A 13,177-nucleotide genomic window follows, 5' to 3' on the forward strand; every position below is an offset into this window, starting at 1 on the left:
AGCGTTCCTCAGTGATAGCCTTCAGTATCCGATACTTTGCCCCGGAAGACGTAGTAGCTCCAGGCGGTGTACACCAGGATCACCGGAATAATCAGCAACGTGCCTACCAGCATAAACAGCTGGCTGGCAGGCGGGGCCGCGGCTTCCCACAGGGTGATGCGCGGCGGAATAATGTTCGGCCAGAGACTGATGCCGAGCCCGCTAAACCCGAGGAAAATAAGCCCCAGCGTCAGCAAGAAGGGGCGAGAGTGGCTATTCGGGTTGCGGGTGAGGCGCCAGATCAGCACGCTGAAAAGCCCGACCAGCAGCGGAACCGGCAGGAACCAGAAGAAGTTGGGCAGCGTAAACCAGCGGTCGGCCACGTACTGCCAGCCGAGCGGCGTCCAGATGCTCACCACGGCGATGACGACCATCAGCGCCAGCAGCACGTGGCGGGTCAGCTCGCGCATGCGGGCCTGCAGCGCGCCTTCACTTTTCATAATGAGCCAGGTGGTGCCCAGCAGCGTGTAGGCGACGACCAGACCGATACCGCAGAAGAGGTTGAAGGGGGTGAGCCAGTCAAGCGCGGAGCCGACAAAGCGTCGGCCCTCAACGTCAAAGCCGTTGATCATTGCGCCCACGACGATGCCCTGGCTGAAGGTCGCGAGCAGCGATCCGCCCGCAAAGGAGTAGTCCCAGAATTTGCGGTGCGACGGCGTGGCTTTGAAGCGGAACTCAAAGGCGACGCCGCGAAAGATCAGGCCAATTAGCATGGCGGTAAGGGGAATGGTCAACGCATCCACAATCACCGCATAGGCCAGCGGAAAGGCGCCGAATAACCCTGCGCCACCGAGCACCAGCCAGGTTTCGTTGCCGTCCCAGACCGGCGCCACGCTGTTGACCATCACATCCCGCTCCTTCGCATCGCCCACGAAGTTAAACAGCAGGCCGATGCCCAAATCAAAGCCATCCATGATGATGTACATCAGCGTGGCAAAGACGATGATGGCAAACCAGATCACTGAGATATCGACGCCCATCAGGTTCTCTCCTCTTCAGGAACAGACTCAGCGGCAGACAGCGGACGGGCGGGTGTGCCCGAGGTGTTTGACGTCAGCGTGTCGACAGGCTGCGGTCCTTTCTTAATCAGCCGGATAAGGTAAACATAGCCCACGCCAAACACCGACGTGTAGACGACGAAGAACGCCAGCAGGCTGATGCTCATCTGCAGGGTGCTGTGCAGCGATACCGCGTCGATGGTGCGCAGATAGCCATAGACCACCCACGGCTGGCGGCCCACTTCGGTGGTCACCCAGCCGGCGAGCAGCGCCAGCAGCCCGGCAGGCCCCATGCAGAGGGCAAACCAGTGGAAGGGGCGCGAGTGGAAAAGGCGATGGCGATAGCGTAGCCAGACGCTGATAAGCCCGAGGGTAATCATCAGCAGCCCCATACCGACCATGACGCGGAACGACCAGAAAACGATGGTCGAGTTTGGGCGATCTTCTTTCGGGAAATCCTTCAGCGCCGGGACCTGCTTGTCCAGGCTGTGCGTCAGGATAAGGCTGCCGAGCGCGGGGATCTCCAGACCATATTTGGTGCGCTCTTCGTCCATATCCGGCAGGCCAAACAGCAGCAGCGGGGTGGCCTCGCCGGGCGGGTTTTCCCAGTGCCCCTCGATGGCGGCAATTTTGGCCGGCTGATGCTCAAGCGTGTTCAGACCGTGCATATCGCCCACGACCGCCTGAATTGGGGCGACCAGCAGCGCCATCCACATCGCCATGGAAAACATGGTGCGGACGGCGGGGGTATCATTACCGCGCAGCAGGTGCCATGCGCCCGAGGCGCCGACAAACAGCGCGCTGCTCAGAAACGCGGCGATAGCCATATGAATCAGGCGGTAAGGGAAGGAGGGATTAAAGACGATCGCCAGCCAGTCCTGCGGGATAACCTGTCCGTTTTCAATAGTGAAGCCCTGCGGCGTATGCATCCAGCTGTTGGAGGCGAGGATCCAGAAGGTCGACATCAGCGTGCCGAGCGCCACCATGCAGGTTGAAAAGAAGTGCAGGCCCGGGCCGACCTTATTCCAGCCGAACATCATGACGCCGAGGAAACCGGCCTCGAGGAAGAAGGCGGTTAACACCTCATAGGTCAGGAGTGGGCCGGTAATACTGCCCGCGAACTGTGAGAACCCGCTCCAGTTGGTGCCAAACTGGTACGCCATGACCAGCCCGGAAACGACACCCATCCCGAAGTTAACGGCAAATATCTTGAGCCAGAAATGGTACAACGATCGCCAGACGTCGTTTTTGGTGCGCAGCCACATGCCCTCCAGCACAACCAGATAGCTGGCGAGGCCGATGGTGATCGCAGGAAAAAGGATATGAAACGAGACGGTAAAAGCGAACTGAATTCTGGCCAGATGGAACGCGTCGAGTTCGAACATGGTCCGTACCTCTGAAACGATGGGGCACGAGAATTGCCAGGCAGTTTATGGCTGCCCGGCAAAACCGATTACGGTTTAGTCTTACCGGCACCCAGCTCGGCACCGGTCAGCGGGTCAGAATGTGGATCGGACTTCGTGCGGGCAGACATCGCCTTGACCAGGGTTGCCTGTTCGGTCGTGAGCGTGACGCTTGCGCTGCCATCGCCGCCGTCAACCGCAGGCTGGGGGGACTCAACGTAATCGAAATGTTTATCGCTGTTCCAGCTTCCGCGAACCTCTCCACCTTCAGACATATTGTAGTACTTGTTGGTGAATTCCTCGATTGGCGGCAATTTTCCCGGTGGGAAATTATTACGTATGGACTGCAGCGCCTTCTCAAAGGAGAGCTGATGCGCCGCCTCGCGCGTCATCAGAAACGCCAGCGCATCCTTTACGCCGGGATCGTCGGTCACGTTGATCAGCCGTTCATAGATGATTTTCGCTCTGGCCTCTGCTGCCACGTTTGAGCGCAGGTCCGCCGTCGGCTCGCCAATGGTATCGACGTAGGCCGCCGTCCAGGGCACGCCCGCCGAGTTAGTGAGCGGGGTGCCGCCACCGTAGAGCAGGGAGGTGATGTGGCTGTCATTGCCGCTTTCGGTCATGGACCGATACAGCTCAGCCTCGTTTTCCACCCCTTCCGCCAGCGCGCCTTTAGCGCCTTTATTCAGCATGCCGACCAGAGTACCGATGATTTCGAGGTGGCTTAGCTCCTCGGTCGCGATATCCATCAGCATATCTTTACGGCCCGGATCGTCATCGCTCAATCCTTGCGTAAAGTACCGGCAGGCGGCAGCCAGTTCGCCCTGCGGCCCACCGAACTGTTCCAGTAAAAGGTTGGCGAGGCCAGGGTTCGGTTCGGCAACGCGAACCGTGTATTGCAGCTGTTTGACGTGTCGGAACATGGCGATTCTCCCGATTTATTTTTTCGCTTCGACGCCCGATGCGTCTGAACGCAGCAGGAACTGTTCCGTGGTCTGCGGAATATGACGAATCAGCCAGTCGGCCATTTCGCGTTCTTCCGCCAGAATCGTCTCGATGGCTGGCACCGAGGCGACGTCGCCTGCTTTCTTCGCCGCCGCGAGCAGGGAGGTATAACAGGCTATTTAAAACTGTTCGAAAACATAGCCGCTGATGGAACCCTTAACGATCTCATCCGACGGGAACATGCCGCCGATAGACTGGCCCAGCGCCGCCATTTTGCTCATCGAATCTTTTAAAACCGAACGAGAAATATCATTACGGTCGAGGATTTCTTCCAGCAATGTAATTTGCCGTTTTGTCTCATTAATATGCTGCTCAATTCTGGCGCGAACATCAGGATAATTATCGATACGGCTGGCCATGGATTCCAGCATAGATTCGGCTTGCTTTTCCATCGCATGGGCATCGCGTAGCCAGTCATGGTAGTGTTCTACGTGATTCATCATTGTATCCTCATTAGGGGTTCGCTTATTTGGTCTCACTTTCAGCAGCCTGATCGGCACGCGCGGCACTGTAGCCGGATAAATGGCCGACAATATTGGCGTAAATACTGATGATAATGACCCATAGCACGCTATTCTTCCACCGTATTACGGATGGGATGGCGAGAATGAACCATATTATGGCTGCCGCTAAATGGCACCGTTTAATTGTCCTGGGACTGATGCTCATTTTATTTAACCTGTATTATTGCGTCATTTCTGCGCTTTTTGGTTAATATTTCCTACGGCCAGGTCGGTGAGTTTAAGGTCGGTCTCTTTTTCTTCTTCCAGCGTTTCGGCAAGAAGCTTAACGGCTTTTTTATAGCCCAGCTGTTCTGCTAATGTGGCGAGGGTACCGTAGCTGGCAATTTCGTAATGCTCGACCTTTTGCGCGGCGGCAATAAGTGCGGCATCACGTACTTCATTTTTTTCCGTACTTTCGATGACTTCGTTGGCCTCTTCAATTAAGCCTTCCATCGCCACGCATTTCATGCGCTTAAGCTTGATACCGTCTTCCTGCTCGACGATCTGATCGATACGTTCGATCTGTCCCTGCGTCTCTTCCAGGTGTGCGGTAAAGGCTGCGCTCAGCTTCTCGCTGGAGGCGGCGCGGGCAAGTTTGCTTAACGCTCGGGTAAGCTGCTTTTCTGCGCTGTAGGTATCCGACAGAAGATGAATAAAGACATCCTCGACGCTTTTTATATTCATAATAATTACGCTCCGGTAAAATAAAGAAAGGGTACTGCGAGCTTTTCAGCCCGCAGCATGCTCTCTGGTTTTATTAAAAGACTTTTAAATAAGATCAGGAGTTATCAGATTTACGGCCTCCGCCGTGACTGTTCTGTCCTCCTTTCTTACCCGCTTCAGAAGCGCGTTGCGGATCGTTTTTAAAGTTCCCACCGCTATGCTGGCCACCTTTACGACCAGCTTCTGATGCTTTTTCACGGTCTTCAGCGAAATTACCGGAACCACCACGATGCTCTGCCATATTAAACCTCATAGTCATATATTGGTTATGTCAGTACGATACGAAAATATTCCGTATCACTCGTCGTTCGAGTAATAACTCTAGTCGCTGTGCGGCATCCGTCAAATGCGTTTTGCTATTTGCGGTTGCGTTATTTTTAAATATTTGTAAATTTGCGCTTCGCTTAAAGTGGAAATATGGAGAGGCAGGAAGGACTTGTAAACAACCATTCAGATTAATCCTAACTTCGGGCTAAAAATTTGAAAGGCGAGGATAAAAATAATGGCTTACTCGAATTGGTTAATTTGCATTCAGGAGAGAACCAAAAAATACTCCTTTATAGCTAGCAAGCGGAACCCTAAATAATTATAAGGAAAATCCTGGATAAAATCGTTCAGGTCGAAAGGGCGGTTCCGTTCGGGTCTGTTCCGGGGCCCGTAGCACACGGTTTGACCACTGTCGTCTTAAGATCACAAATCAGAAATTCTTCCCCCGGAAGGAACGGGTTTCTCTACACTCCAGGTAATATTCACTGGAGGCATGACATCATGGCGAACACCATCACGGCTGATGACATTCGGGAACACTTTTCGCAGGCTATGTCGGCGATGTACCAGCAGGAAGTTCCGCAGTACGGCACCTTGCTCGAACTGGTTGCGGACGTAAACCTGGCGGTTCTGGAAAACAATCCACTATTACATGAACAACTGGCTAACGCCGATGAGCTTGCGCGCCTTAACGTGGAGCGTCACGGGGCGATCCGCGTCGGCACGGCACAGGAACTTTCAACCCTGCGCCGTATGTTTGCCATTATGGGCATGTACCCGGTCAGCTATTACGATCTCTCTCAGGCGGGGGTGCCCGTCCACTCAACGGCATTTCGTCCGATAGAGGATGCGGCGCTGTGCCGGAATCCGTTTCGTATCTTTACCTCGCTGCTGCGTCTTGAGCTGATTGAAAACGTCGCGCTGCGCGAGCGTGCCGCGGAGATCCTGTCTCACCGCAACATTTTCACGCCGCGCTGCCTGGAACTGATCGACCTTCACGAGTCGGAAGGGCACTTTACTGACGCACAGGCCCACGAGTTTGTGCACGAAGCGTTAGAAACCTTCCGCTGGCACCGTCATGCGACGGTCGATCAGGAGACCTATCTGGCCCTGAGCAACGAGCATCGCCTGATTGCCGACGTGGTCTGCTTCCCGGGCTGCCATATTAACCACCTCACGCCGCGCACGCTTGATATTGATCGGGTGCAGGAGCTGATGCCGAAGTACGGTATCGAGCCAAAAATTCTGATCGAAGGGCCGCCGCGTCGCGAGGTGCCCGTCTTATTGCGTCAAACCAGCTTCAAGGCGCTGGAAGAGCCGGTGCTGTTTGCCGGTGAACATAAAGGCACCCACACCGCGCGCTTCGGTGAGATTGAGCAGCGCGGCGTGGCGCTGACCCCGAAAGGCCGGGAACTGTACGATAGCCTGCTCGCTCAGGCCGGTACCGGTAAAGATAACCTCACGCACCAGCTGCATCTGCGGGAGATTTTTAGCGCCTTCCCGGACAGCGAAATGCTCATGCGCCGTCAGGAGCTTGCCTATTTCCGCTATCGCCTGACGCCATCAGGGGAAGCCCATCGTCATGCGTTTCGTCCGGGAGACGATCCGCAGCCGCTGATCGAGCGCGGATGGGTGGTTGCCCAGCCGATCACCTACGAAGATTTCCTCCCGGTCAGCGCCGCGGGGATTTTCCAGTCCAATCTCGGGAACGAAACCCAGGCCCGCAGCCACGGTAACGCCAGCCGCGATGCGTTTGAAGACGCGCTGGGATGCCCGGTATATGACGAGTTTACGCTCTACCAGGAGGCTGAAACGCGCAGCAAACAGCGTTGCGGTTTGCTCTGAAATCGTTACTCTGCTGGGGTGTGATGGAAAAATTAAGGTCGTTATGCAAAATCCTTCCGCCCCTGTGGTTGAAACGCGCCAGGGCGCACTGTCTGGTTTAACCGATGAAAATGTCCACCTCTGGTGCGGTATTCCCTACGCCGCGCCGCCCGTGGGGGAGTGGCGCTGGCGCTCGCCCCGGCCGCCTGAACGCTGGGATGGTCTGCGCGAGGCCACGGCATTCTCCGCCTCAAGCTGGCAAAGCAGCGAGTATTGTCAGGAGCTAGGCGGCGGCGATCCGGGCCAGTTTTCCGAAGATTGCCTCTACCTTAACGTCTGGTCTCCCGCAGAGCGGGCCGAGCCGCTGCCGGTTATGGTCTGGCTGCACGGAGGCGGGTTTACGATTGGTGCCGGTGGCCTGCCGCCGTATAACGGCAAAGCGCTCGCCACGCGCGGCGTGGTTGTGGTCACGATTAACTACCGTCTCGGTCATCTTGGCTTTTTCGCCCATCCCGCGCTGGAAGGCGAGGAAGGGCGCGTGGTGCATAATTTTGCACTGCTGGATCAGATCGCCGCGCTCGAATGGGTGCGGGAGAATATCGCCGGGTTTGGCGGGGATCCCGCTAATGTGACCCTGTTTGGCGAATCCGCCGGCGCGCGCAGCGTGCTCTCTCTGCTGGCTTCTCCGCTGGCCGAAGGATTGTTCCATAAGGCGATTGTGCAAAGCGGATACACATTGCCTGACACGCCGCGCGAGCAGGCCCTGCAAAAAGGGGAAGCGCTGGCCGCCCATTTCGGCCTGGAAAATGCGACCGCAGGGCAGCTGCGCGCCATTCCGGCCGAGGCGTTCTGGCCGCTCACCGCGCCGCTGAACGTCGCCCCGGCGCCTATCGCTGGAGATTGCGTTCTGCCAGAAGCCATGCTGGACGTCTTTTTCGCCGCCCGTCAGCATCCGGTGCCGGTAATGATTGGCTCCAACAGCGATGAAGCCAGCGTGATGGCGGTGTTTGGCATCGATCTCGCCGGACAAATTCAGAAGCTTCGGCGCGAGCGTCGCTTCGGGCTGGGGCTGATAAAGCTGCTCTATCCGGGCGTGAAGGGCGATGAAGAGCTGGGCAGGCAGGTGTGCCGCGACATGGCGTTTACCACCATGGGCTACGTGGTGATGCAGGCCCAGCAGCGCGTCGGCGGATTGTGCTGGCGTTACTGGTTTGACTATGTCGCAGAGGCGGAACATGCCACGTACATCAACGGTGCCTGGCACGGCAACGAAGTTCCCTACGTCTTCGATACGCTCGGCCAGGTGGAGCCTTCACGTCAGTACGTCAATGAGCGAGATCTGCAGTTTGCTGCCCACGTGGCCGATTACTGGGTGAGCTTTGCGCGTGACGCTGGTCCTAGCGACATTCTGCCCGGGCCGACGCACTGGCCCGCGTGCCGCAAAGGGCGGGACGTTCTGTTACGCATTGGTGTGAATAAACATGCAGCTTTCAGGCTTGAAAACCGCTTTATGCGCGCCCGCATGAGCCTCTTCAAGCGGGTGATGAAGCACCACGTCAGCCTCGATTAAGCAAACAGGCGCGAAACGCCGCGAGACCATTTTCCTCGCCTGGCGTTTCGCGCATCACCAGCCGGTAGCTTGCGCCGGTTTTTATGCTTGTCTCATAGGGCCGTACCAGCCTTCCCGCGTGAACATCTTCTGCCACCAGCGTTTCGTCGGCGATGGCGACCCCCAGCCCCTGAATGGCGGCCGTAATGGCGAGATCCATCGTATCGAAGTGTTGATTTTTGTGCATGACAAAGCCCGGGCCTTCCTGTTTCGTCAGCCACAGCGACCAGTCCGTCTTATCCCTTGTCGGGTGCAGAAACGTCAGCGAACCTAAGGCAGCACCCGCCCGCACCGGGCTTATCACCGGGGTGAGCGCCTCTTCGAACAGCAGATCGCCTGCGCTCATGTGCGTGCCGAACACAATGGCCGCGTCGTAAGATTCGGTTTTGAAATTGACGTTGTGATCGGTGGTGGTGGTCAGCGCGATCTGCAGATCCGGATGCTCGCGCTCCACCTCCAGCAGGCGCGGCACCAGCCAGCGCATGGCGCAGGTGGGGGCCTTCAGACGGATCACCGTGTGCTGGCTGCGGGCCTGGTCGGCCACGGACAGCAGCTGCTCGAAAGCGGACTGCAGCTCCGGAAGCAGGGCGCTGCCCTGCGGCGAGAGGCGTAGCCCGCGCGCGTGGCGCTCAAAAAGTGGAAAGCCAAACCACGCCTCAAGGGAGGCAATCTTACGGCTCACGGCCCCCTGCGTCAGACACAGTTCCGCCGCGGCATGGGTAAGATTGAGGTGACGCGCGGTGACTAAAAATGCGTCGATGGCATTAAGGGGGAGCGAACGGCGCGACATATAAACACCTCAGCTATGCATTTTTCTCATGGCTATTATGACAACAATTCGATTGTCCCGACAGCACAGATGTTGTTTGAATAGTTATGCAATGTCCATGAGAAGGGAAAGAGGATGACTTTACGAACGCCTGTGCAAACGCGCTCCAAACTGCCGGATGTGGGAACCACCATTTTTACCGTTATCGGCCAGCTCTCGGCGCAGCATAACGCGATTAACCTTTCTCAGGGCGCACCGAATTTTTCCTGCGACCCGAAGCTGATTGCGGGCGTCACCCGCGCAATGGAGGCGGGGCATAACCAGTATGCGTCAATGACCGGTCTGCAGCCGCTCAAGGAACGTATTGCCGATAAAATTGCCACGCTCTACGGCACGCAGTACGACCCTGCCAGCGAGGTGCTGGTGACCGCCAGCGCCAGCGAAGGGCTCTATTCGGCGATTAGCGGGCTGGTGCACCCGGGTGATGAGGTGATCTACTTTGAGCCGTCGTTTGACAGCTATGCGCCGATTGTTCGTCTGCAGGGGGCAACCCCGATAGCCATCAAGCTCACCGTGCCGGATTTTGCCGTCAACTGGGATGAAGTCCGTGCGGCCATCACCCCGCGCACGCGCATGATCATCATCAATACCCCGCACAACCCGAGCGGCCAGGTCTTCTCCGCCAGTGACCTGCAGCAGCTGGCGGCGCTGACGCGCAATACCGACATCATCATTTTGTCTGACGAAGTTTACGAACACGTCGTTTTTGACGATGAGCCGCATCACGGGATGGCCACGCACCCGCAGCTGGCGGAGCGCAGCGTGATTATTTCTTCTTTCGGAAAAACCTATCACGTCACCGGGTGGCGCGTGGGTTACTGTGTTGCACCGGCGGTACTGATGGACGAGATTTGTAAAGTCCATCAATTTTTAATGTTTTCTGCCGATACGCCAATGCAGCACGCGTTTGCTGAGCATATGGTCGATCCGCAAACCTGGCTGTCGCTGTCGGCGTTTTACCAGCGCAAGCGCGATCTGCTGCACAGCCTGCTGGCCGATTCACCGTTTACGCTGCTGCCGAGCGCCGGATCGTTCTTCATGCTGGCCGACTACAGCCAGTTCAGCGACGAGCGCGACAGCGAGCTGGTGAAGAGGCTGATCGTTGAATACGGTGTTGCCACTATTCCGCTGTCGGCGTTTTATGCGGACGGTACGGATAATAAATTGATTCGTCTCTCTTTTGCGAAAGATGAGGCGACGTTACGGGCAGGTGCCCAAGCCCTGTGTCGGGTTAAACCACGCTGAGATAGGCTCTGAGGAGTTGTAGATGAAATTACGCGCGTTAGTTGTCGGCATGGGATTGCTGTGTACTTTTTCTTCCTTCGCGGCCACCGAGCTGCGTTACGGGCTGGAAGCGGAATACCCGCCGTTTGAGAGCCGCAATGCGGCGGGCGAACTGGAAGGGTTTGACGTTGAGCTGGGGAATGCCATCTGCAAAGCGGCTGCGCTGAAGTGCAGCTGGGTTGAAACCTCATTTGATGCGCTGATCCCGGGCCTGGTGGCGAAGAAATTTGACGCCATCAACTCGGCGATGAACATCACCGAGCAGCGCCGCAAGAGCATCGATTTTACCCAGCCGATCTACCGTATTCCGTCGCAGCTGGTCGGCAAGGCCGGCACGGCGGTTGAGGCAACGCCAGAAGGGCTGAAGGGTAAAACCATCGGCGTGCTGCAGGGATCCATTCAGGAAACCTATGCGAAAGAGCACTGGGAAAAGCAGGGTGTCACCGTGGTGTCTTATAAAGATCAGAATATGGCCTGGGGCGATCTGCTGAATGGCCGTATCGACGCCTCGCTGGTCATGTCCGCGGCCGGGCAGGCAGGTTTCCTCAGCAAGCCGCAGGGGAAAGGGTTTGGCTTCATCGGCAAACCGGTGTCTGACGACACTATCCTCGGCAGTGGGATTGGTTTTGGGTTGCGTAAGGGTGACGAGGCCACCAAAAAGCAGCTTGATGCCGCGATCGATAAAGTACGTGCCGACGGCACGATCGCTAAACTCGCTGATAAGTACTTTCCGGGTATCGATGTCAGCGTAAAATAACCGCCTCATTAGCCCCGTCAGCTGATGTCCTGACGGGGCATTTTTATACACATTTTCCAGGCTTTCTTTACACCACTTTCGGGCCGTTCTGGTCGACAGAAAATATTTCTCACTTTGTTCAGATAATCACCGGCCAACAATTGGATTCTTAACCATTTTTGTTTAGGCTGTGCGTTCTTTCTTGCCGTCATTTCGCCGAGCGCGAAACACATTCACACGACCATAAGGACGTTTTTCCAGGCATGAATCGCAGACGTTTTCTAAAAGGCTCGCTGGCAGTGGCAGCCCTGAGCGGCACATCTGGCCTTGCTTCCCTGTTTTCCAAAGCGGCATACGCTGCCGACTCTGACATTGCTGACGGCCAGAGCCGTCGTTTCGACTTCTCCGTACTGCAATCCATGGCGCATGACCTGGCGAAAACCCCGTGGGGTGGCGCGCCGCGTCCGCTGCCGGAGACGCTGGCAACCATGACGCCGCAGGCGTATAACGCCATCCGCTACGATGAAAAGCAGTCACTGTGGAACAACATTGAAGGGCGTCAGCTGGACGTGCAGTTCTTCCACATGGGGATGGGGTTCCGCCGCCGCGTGCGGATGTTCTCGCTGGACCAGTCGACCTCTATGGCGCGTGAGATCCACTTCCGTCCGGAGCTGTTCAGCTACGGCGAAACGGGTGTGGATACCAAACAGCTGGAAGGGCAAAGCGATCTCGGCTTTGCGGGCTTCCGCGCCTTTAAGGCGCCTGAGCTGGCGCGTCGCGATATCGTCTCCTTCCTGGGCGCGAGCTATTTCCGCGCGGTGGATGACACCTACCAGTACGGCCTTTCCGCGCGCGGTCTGGCGGTAGATACCTTTACCGACACCCCGGAAGAGTTCCCGGACTTTACCTCCTTCTGGTTTGAAACCGTCAAGCCCGGCGACACGACCTTTACCGTCTATACGCTGCTGGACAGCCCGAGCGTTACCGGCGCCTATAAATTCGTGATCCACTGTGAGAAGAGCCAGGTGATTATGGAGGTGGAAAACCATCTCTACGCGCGGAAGGACATCAAGCAGCTCGGCATTGCGCCGATGACCAGCATGTTCAGCTGCGGCAATAACGAACGCCGCATGTGTGACACCATTCACCCGCAAATTCATGACTCCGACCGCCTGGCAATGTGGCGCGGCAACGGGGAGTGGATCTGTCGTCCGCTGAACAACCCGCAGAAGCTGCAGTTCAACGCCTATATGGACAAAAACCCGAAAGGGTTCGGCCTGCTGCAGCTCGACCGCGATTTCTCGCACTATCAGGACGTGATGGGCTGGTATAACAAACGCCCGAGCCTGTGGGTTGAACCGCGTAACGACTGGGGTAAAGGCGCGGTTGGCCTGATGGAGATCCCGACCACCGGCGAAACGCTGGATAACGTGGTCTGCTTCTGGCAGCCGGAAAAAGCGGTGAAAGCGGGCGACGAGCTCGACTTTAAATATCGTCTGTACTGGAGCGCCATGCCGCCGGTGCGTTCTCCGCTGGCCAACGTCTTCGCCACCCGTACCGGCATGGGCGGCTTCCCGGAAGGCTGGGCACCGGGCGAAAATTACCCGAAAGTGTGGGCCCGTCGCTTTGCTATCGACTTCGTCGGTGGCGACCTGAAGGCCGCTGCACCAAAAGGCATCGAGCCGGTGATTACGCTCTCCAGCGGTGAAGCGAAGCAGGTTGAGATCCTCTACGTTGAGCCGTTTGACGGCTATCGCATCCTGTTTGACTGGTATCCAACCTCGGATTCGACGGAGCCGGTGGATATGCGCCTGTTCCTGCGCTGCCAGGGCGATGCCATCAGCGAAACCTGGCTGTACCAGTATTTCCCACCGGCGCCGGATAAACGTAACTACGTTGACGACCGGATAATGCGTTAACGAACGATTCCCTCTCCCTCCGGGAGAGGGTTAGGGTG

Annotated in this window: 12 protein-coding genes and 1 pseudogene; 5 read left to right on the forward strand and 8 right to left on the reverse strand. The window is 57.0% G+C overall.

The features are described from left to right. Window positions 1-8 precede the first annotated feature (8 nt). The 7 genes and pseudogenes from cydB to ACJ69_RS06565 form a co-directional block, all read right to left on the reverse strand. The gene (gene cydB, locus ACJ69_RS06535) at window positions 9-1,019 is read right to left on the reverse strand and encodes a cytochrome d ubiquinol oxidase subunit II (protein WP_059346712.1); all 1,011 of its coding nucleotides are present in this window, start codon (window positions 1,017-1,019) and stop codon (window positions 9-11) included. Further along, the gene (locus ACJ69_RS06540; protein WP_029739598.1) at window positions 1,019-2,422 is read right to left on the reverse strand and encodes a cytochrome ubiquinol oxidase subunit I; all 1,404 of its coding nucleotides are present in this window, start codon (window positions 2,420-2,422) and stop codon (window positions 1,019-1,021) included. Before ACJ69_RS06540 ends, cydB begins: the two co-directional genes overlap by 1 nt. Before the next feature lie 68 nt (window positions 2,423-2,490). Beyond that, the gene (locus ACJ69_RS06545; protein ID WP_059346713.1) at window positions 2,491-3,363 is read right to left on the reverse strand and encodes a manganese catalase family protein; all 873 of its coding nucleotides are present in this window, start codon (window positions 3,361-3,363) and stop codon (window positions 2,491-2,493) included. Window positions 3,364-3,378: 15 nt separating this feature from the next. Beyond that, window positions 3,379-3,885, reverse strand: a pseudogene (locus ACJ69_RS06550) (ferritin-like domain-containing protein). A 25-nt stretch (window positions 3,886-3,910) separates the two neighbouring features. Beyond that, a complete protein-coding gene (locus ACJ69_RS06555) occupies window positions 3,911-4,114 on the reverse strand; it encodes a hypothetical protein (protein ID WP_054830211.1) in 204 nt (67 codons plus the stop codon). A gap of 23 nt (window positions 4,115-4,137) precedes the next feature. Continuing rightward, window positions 4,138-4,632, reverse strand: coding sequence for a YciE/YciF ferroxidase family protein (locus ACJ69_RS06560; protein WP_059346714.1), 495 nt, complete (start codon window positions 4,630-4,632; stop codon window positions 4,138-4,140). 94 nt (window positions 4,633-4,726) lie between these two features. After that, window positions 4,727-4,912 carry a con-10 family general stress protein gene (locus ACJ69_RS06565; RefSeq protein WP_004150795.1) on the reverse strand — a complete coding sequence of 62 codons (186 nt, stop codon included), beginning with the start codon at window positions 4,910-4,912 and terminating at the stop codon, window positions 4,727-4,729. A 527-nt stretch (window positions 4,913-5,439) separates the two neighbouring features. Between ACJ69_RS06565 and hglS the strand changes: the two genes are divergently transcribed. Together hglS and ACJ69_RS06575 are read left to right on the forward strand one after the other, a co-directional pair. Beyond that, window positions 5,440-6,783 (forward strand): 2-oxoadipate dioxygenase/decarboxylase HglS, encoded by a 1,344-nt coding sequence (gene hglS / locus ACJ69_RS06570; RefSeq protein ID WP_059346715.1) that lies wholly within the window; start codon window positions 5,440-5,442, stop codon window positions 6,781-6,783. A gap of 43 nt (window positions 6,784-6,826) precedes the next feature. Further along, the gene (locus ACJ69_RS06575; RefSeq protein ID WP_054830212.1) at window positions 6,827-8,332 is read left to right on the forward strand and encodes a carboxylesterase/lipase family protein; all 1,506 of its coding nucleotides are present in this window, start codon (window positions 6,827-6,829) and stop codon (window positions 8,330-8,332) included. On the opposite strand, the gene ACJ69_RS06580 is transcribed toward ACJ69_RS06575, so the two are convergent. Further along, window positions 8,319-9,161, reverse strand: coding sequence for a LysR family transcriptional regulator (locus tag ACJ69_RS06580; protein ID WP_059346716.1), 843 nt, complete (start codon window positions 9,159-9,161; stop codon window positions 8,319-8,321). The genes ACJ69_RS06575 and ACJ69_RS06580 overlap by 14 nt on opposite strands. A gap of 114 nt (window positions 9,162-9,275) precedes the next feature. On the opposite strand from ACJ69_RS06580, the gene ACJ69_RS06585 reads away from it, so the two are divergent. From ACJ69_RS06585 to ACJ69_RS06600, 3 genes are all read left to right on the forward strand, one after another. After that, a complete protein-coding gene (locus ACJ69_RS06585) occupies window positions 9,276-10,445 on the forward strand; it encodes a pyridoxal phosphate-dependent aminotransferase (RefSeq protein WP_059346717.1) in 1,170 nt (389 codons plus the stop codon). Between the two features lie 22 nt (window positions 10,446-10,467). Further along, window positions 10,468-11,241, forward strand: a complete 774-nt coding sequence (locus ACJ69_RS06590; RefSeq protein WP_025756391.1) for a transporter substrate-binding domain-containing protein — start codon at window positions 10,468-10,470, stop codon at window positions 11,239-11,241. A gap of 242 nt (window positions 11,242-11,483) precedes the next feature. Continuing rightward, window positions 11,484-13,139 carry a glucan biosynthesis protein D gene (locus tag ACJ69_RS06600; RefSeq protein ID WP_029739590.1) on the forward strand — a complete coding sequence of 552 codons (1,656 nt, stop codon included), beginning with the start codon at window positions 11,484-11,486 and terminating at the stop codon, window positions 13,137-13,139. Window positions 13,140-13,177 lie beyond the last annotated feature (38 nt).

The organism is Enterobacter asburiae, from assembly GCF_001521715.1.
GTDB lineage: Bacteria > Pseudomonadota > Gammaproteobacteria > Enterobacterales > Enterobacteriaceae > Enterobacter > Enterobacter asburiae.

Excerpts from the sequence above, each read along its gene's own strand:
- cydB (WP_059346712.1), bottom strand. The coding sequence starts at position 1,019 with ATGGGCGTCGATATCTCAGTGATCTGGTTTGCCATCATCGTCTTTGCC.
- ACJ69_RS06540 (WP_029739598.1), bottom strand. The coding sequence starts at position 2,422 with ATGTTCGAACTCGACGCGTTCCATCTGGCCAGAATTCAGTTCGCTTTT.
- ACJ69_RS06545 (WP_059346713.1), bottom strand. The coding sequence starts at position 3,363 with ATGTTCCGACACGTCAAACAGCTGCAATACACGGTTCGCGTTGCCGAA.
- ACJ69_RS06555 (WP_054830211.1), bottom strand. The coding sequence starts at position 4,114 with ATGAGCATCAGTCCCAGGACAATTAAACGGTGCCATTTAGCGGCAGCC.
- ACJ69_RS06560 (WP_059346714.1), bottom strand. The coding sequence starts at position 4,632 with ATGAATATAAAAAGCGTCGAGGATGTCTTTATTCATCTTCTGTCGGAT.
- ACJ69_RS06565 (WP_004150795.1), bottom strand. The coding sequence starts at position 4,912 with ATGGCAGAGCATCGTGGTGGTTCCGGTAATTTCGCTGAAGACCGTGAA.
- hglS (WP_059346715.1), top strand. The coding sequence starts at position 5,440 with ATGGCGAACACCATCACGGCTGATGACATTCGGGAACACTTTTCGCAG.
- ACJ69_RS06575 (WP_054830212.1), top strand. The coding sequence starts at position 6,827 with ATGCAAAATCCTTCCGCCCCTGTGGTTGAAACGCGCCAGGGCGCACTG.
- ACJ69_RS06580 (WP_059346716.1), bottom strand. The coding sequence starts at position 9,161 with ATGTCGCGCCGTTCGCTCCCCCTTAATGCCATCGACGCATTTTTAGTC.
- ACJ69_RS06585 (WP_059346717.1), top strand. The coding sequence starts at position 9,276 with ATGACTTTACGAACGCCTGTGCAAACGCGCTCCAAACTGCCGGATGTG.
- ACJ69_RS06590 (WP_025756391.1), top strand. The coding sequence starts at position 10,468 with ATGAAATTACGCGCGTTAGTTGTCGGCATGGGATTGCTGTGTACTTTT.
- ACJ69_RS06600 (WP_029739590.1), top strand. The coding sequence starts at position 11,484 with ATGAATCGCAGACGTTTTCTAAAAGGCTCGCTGGCAGTGGCAGCCCTG.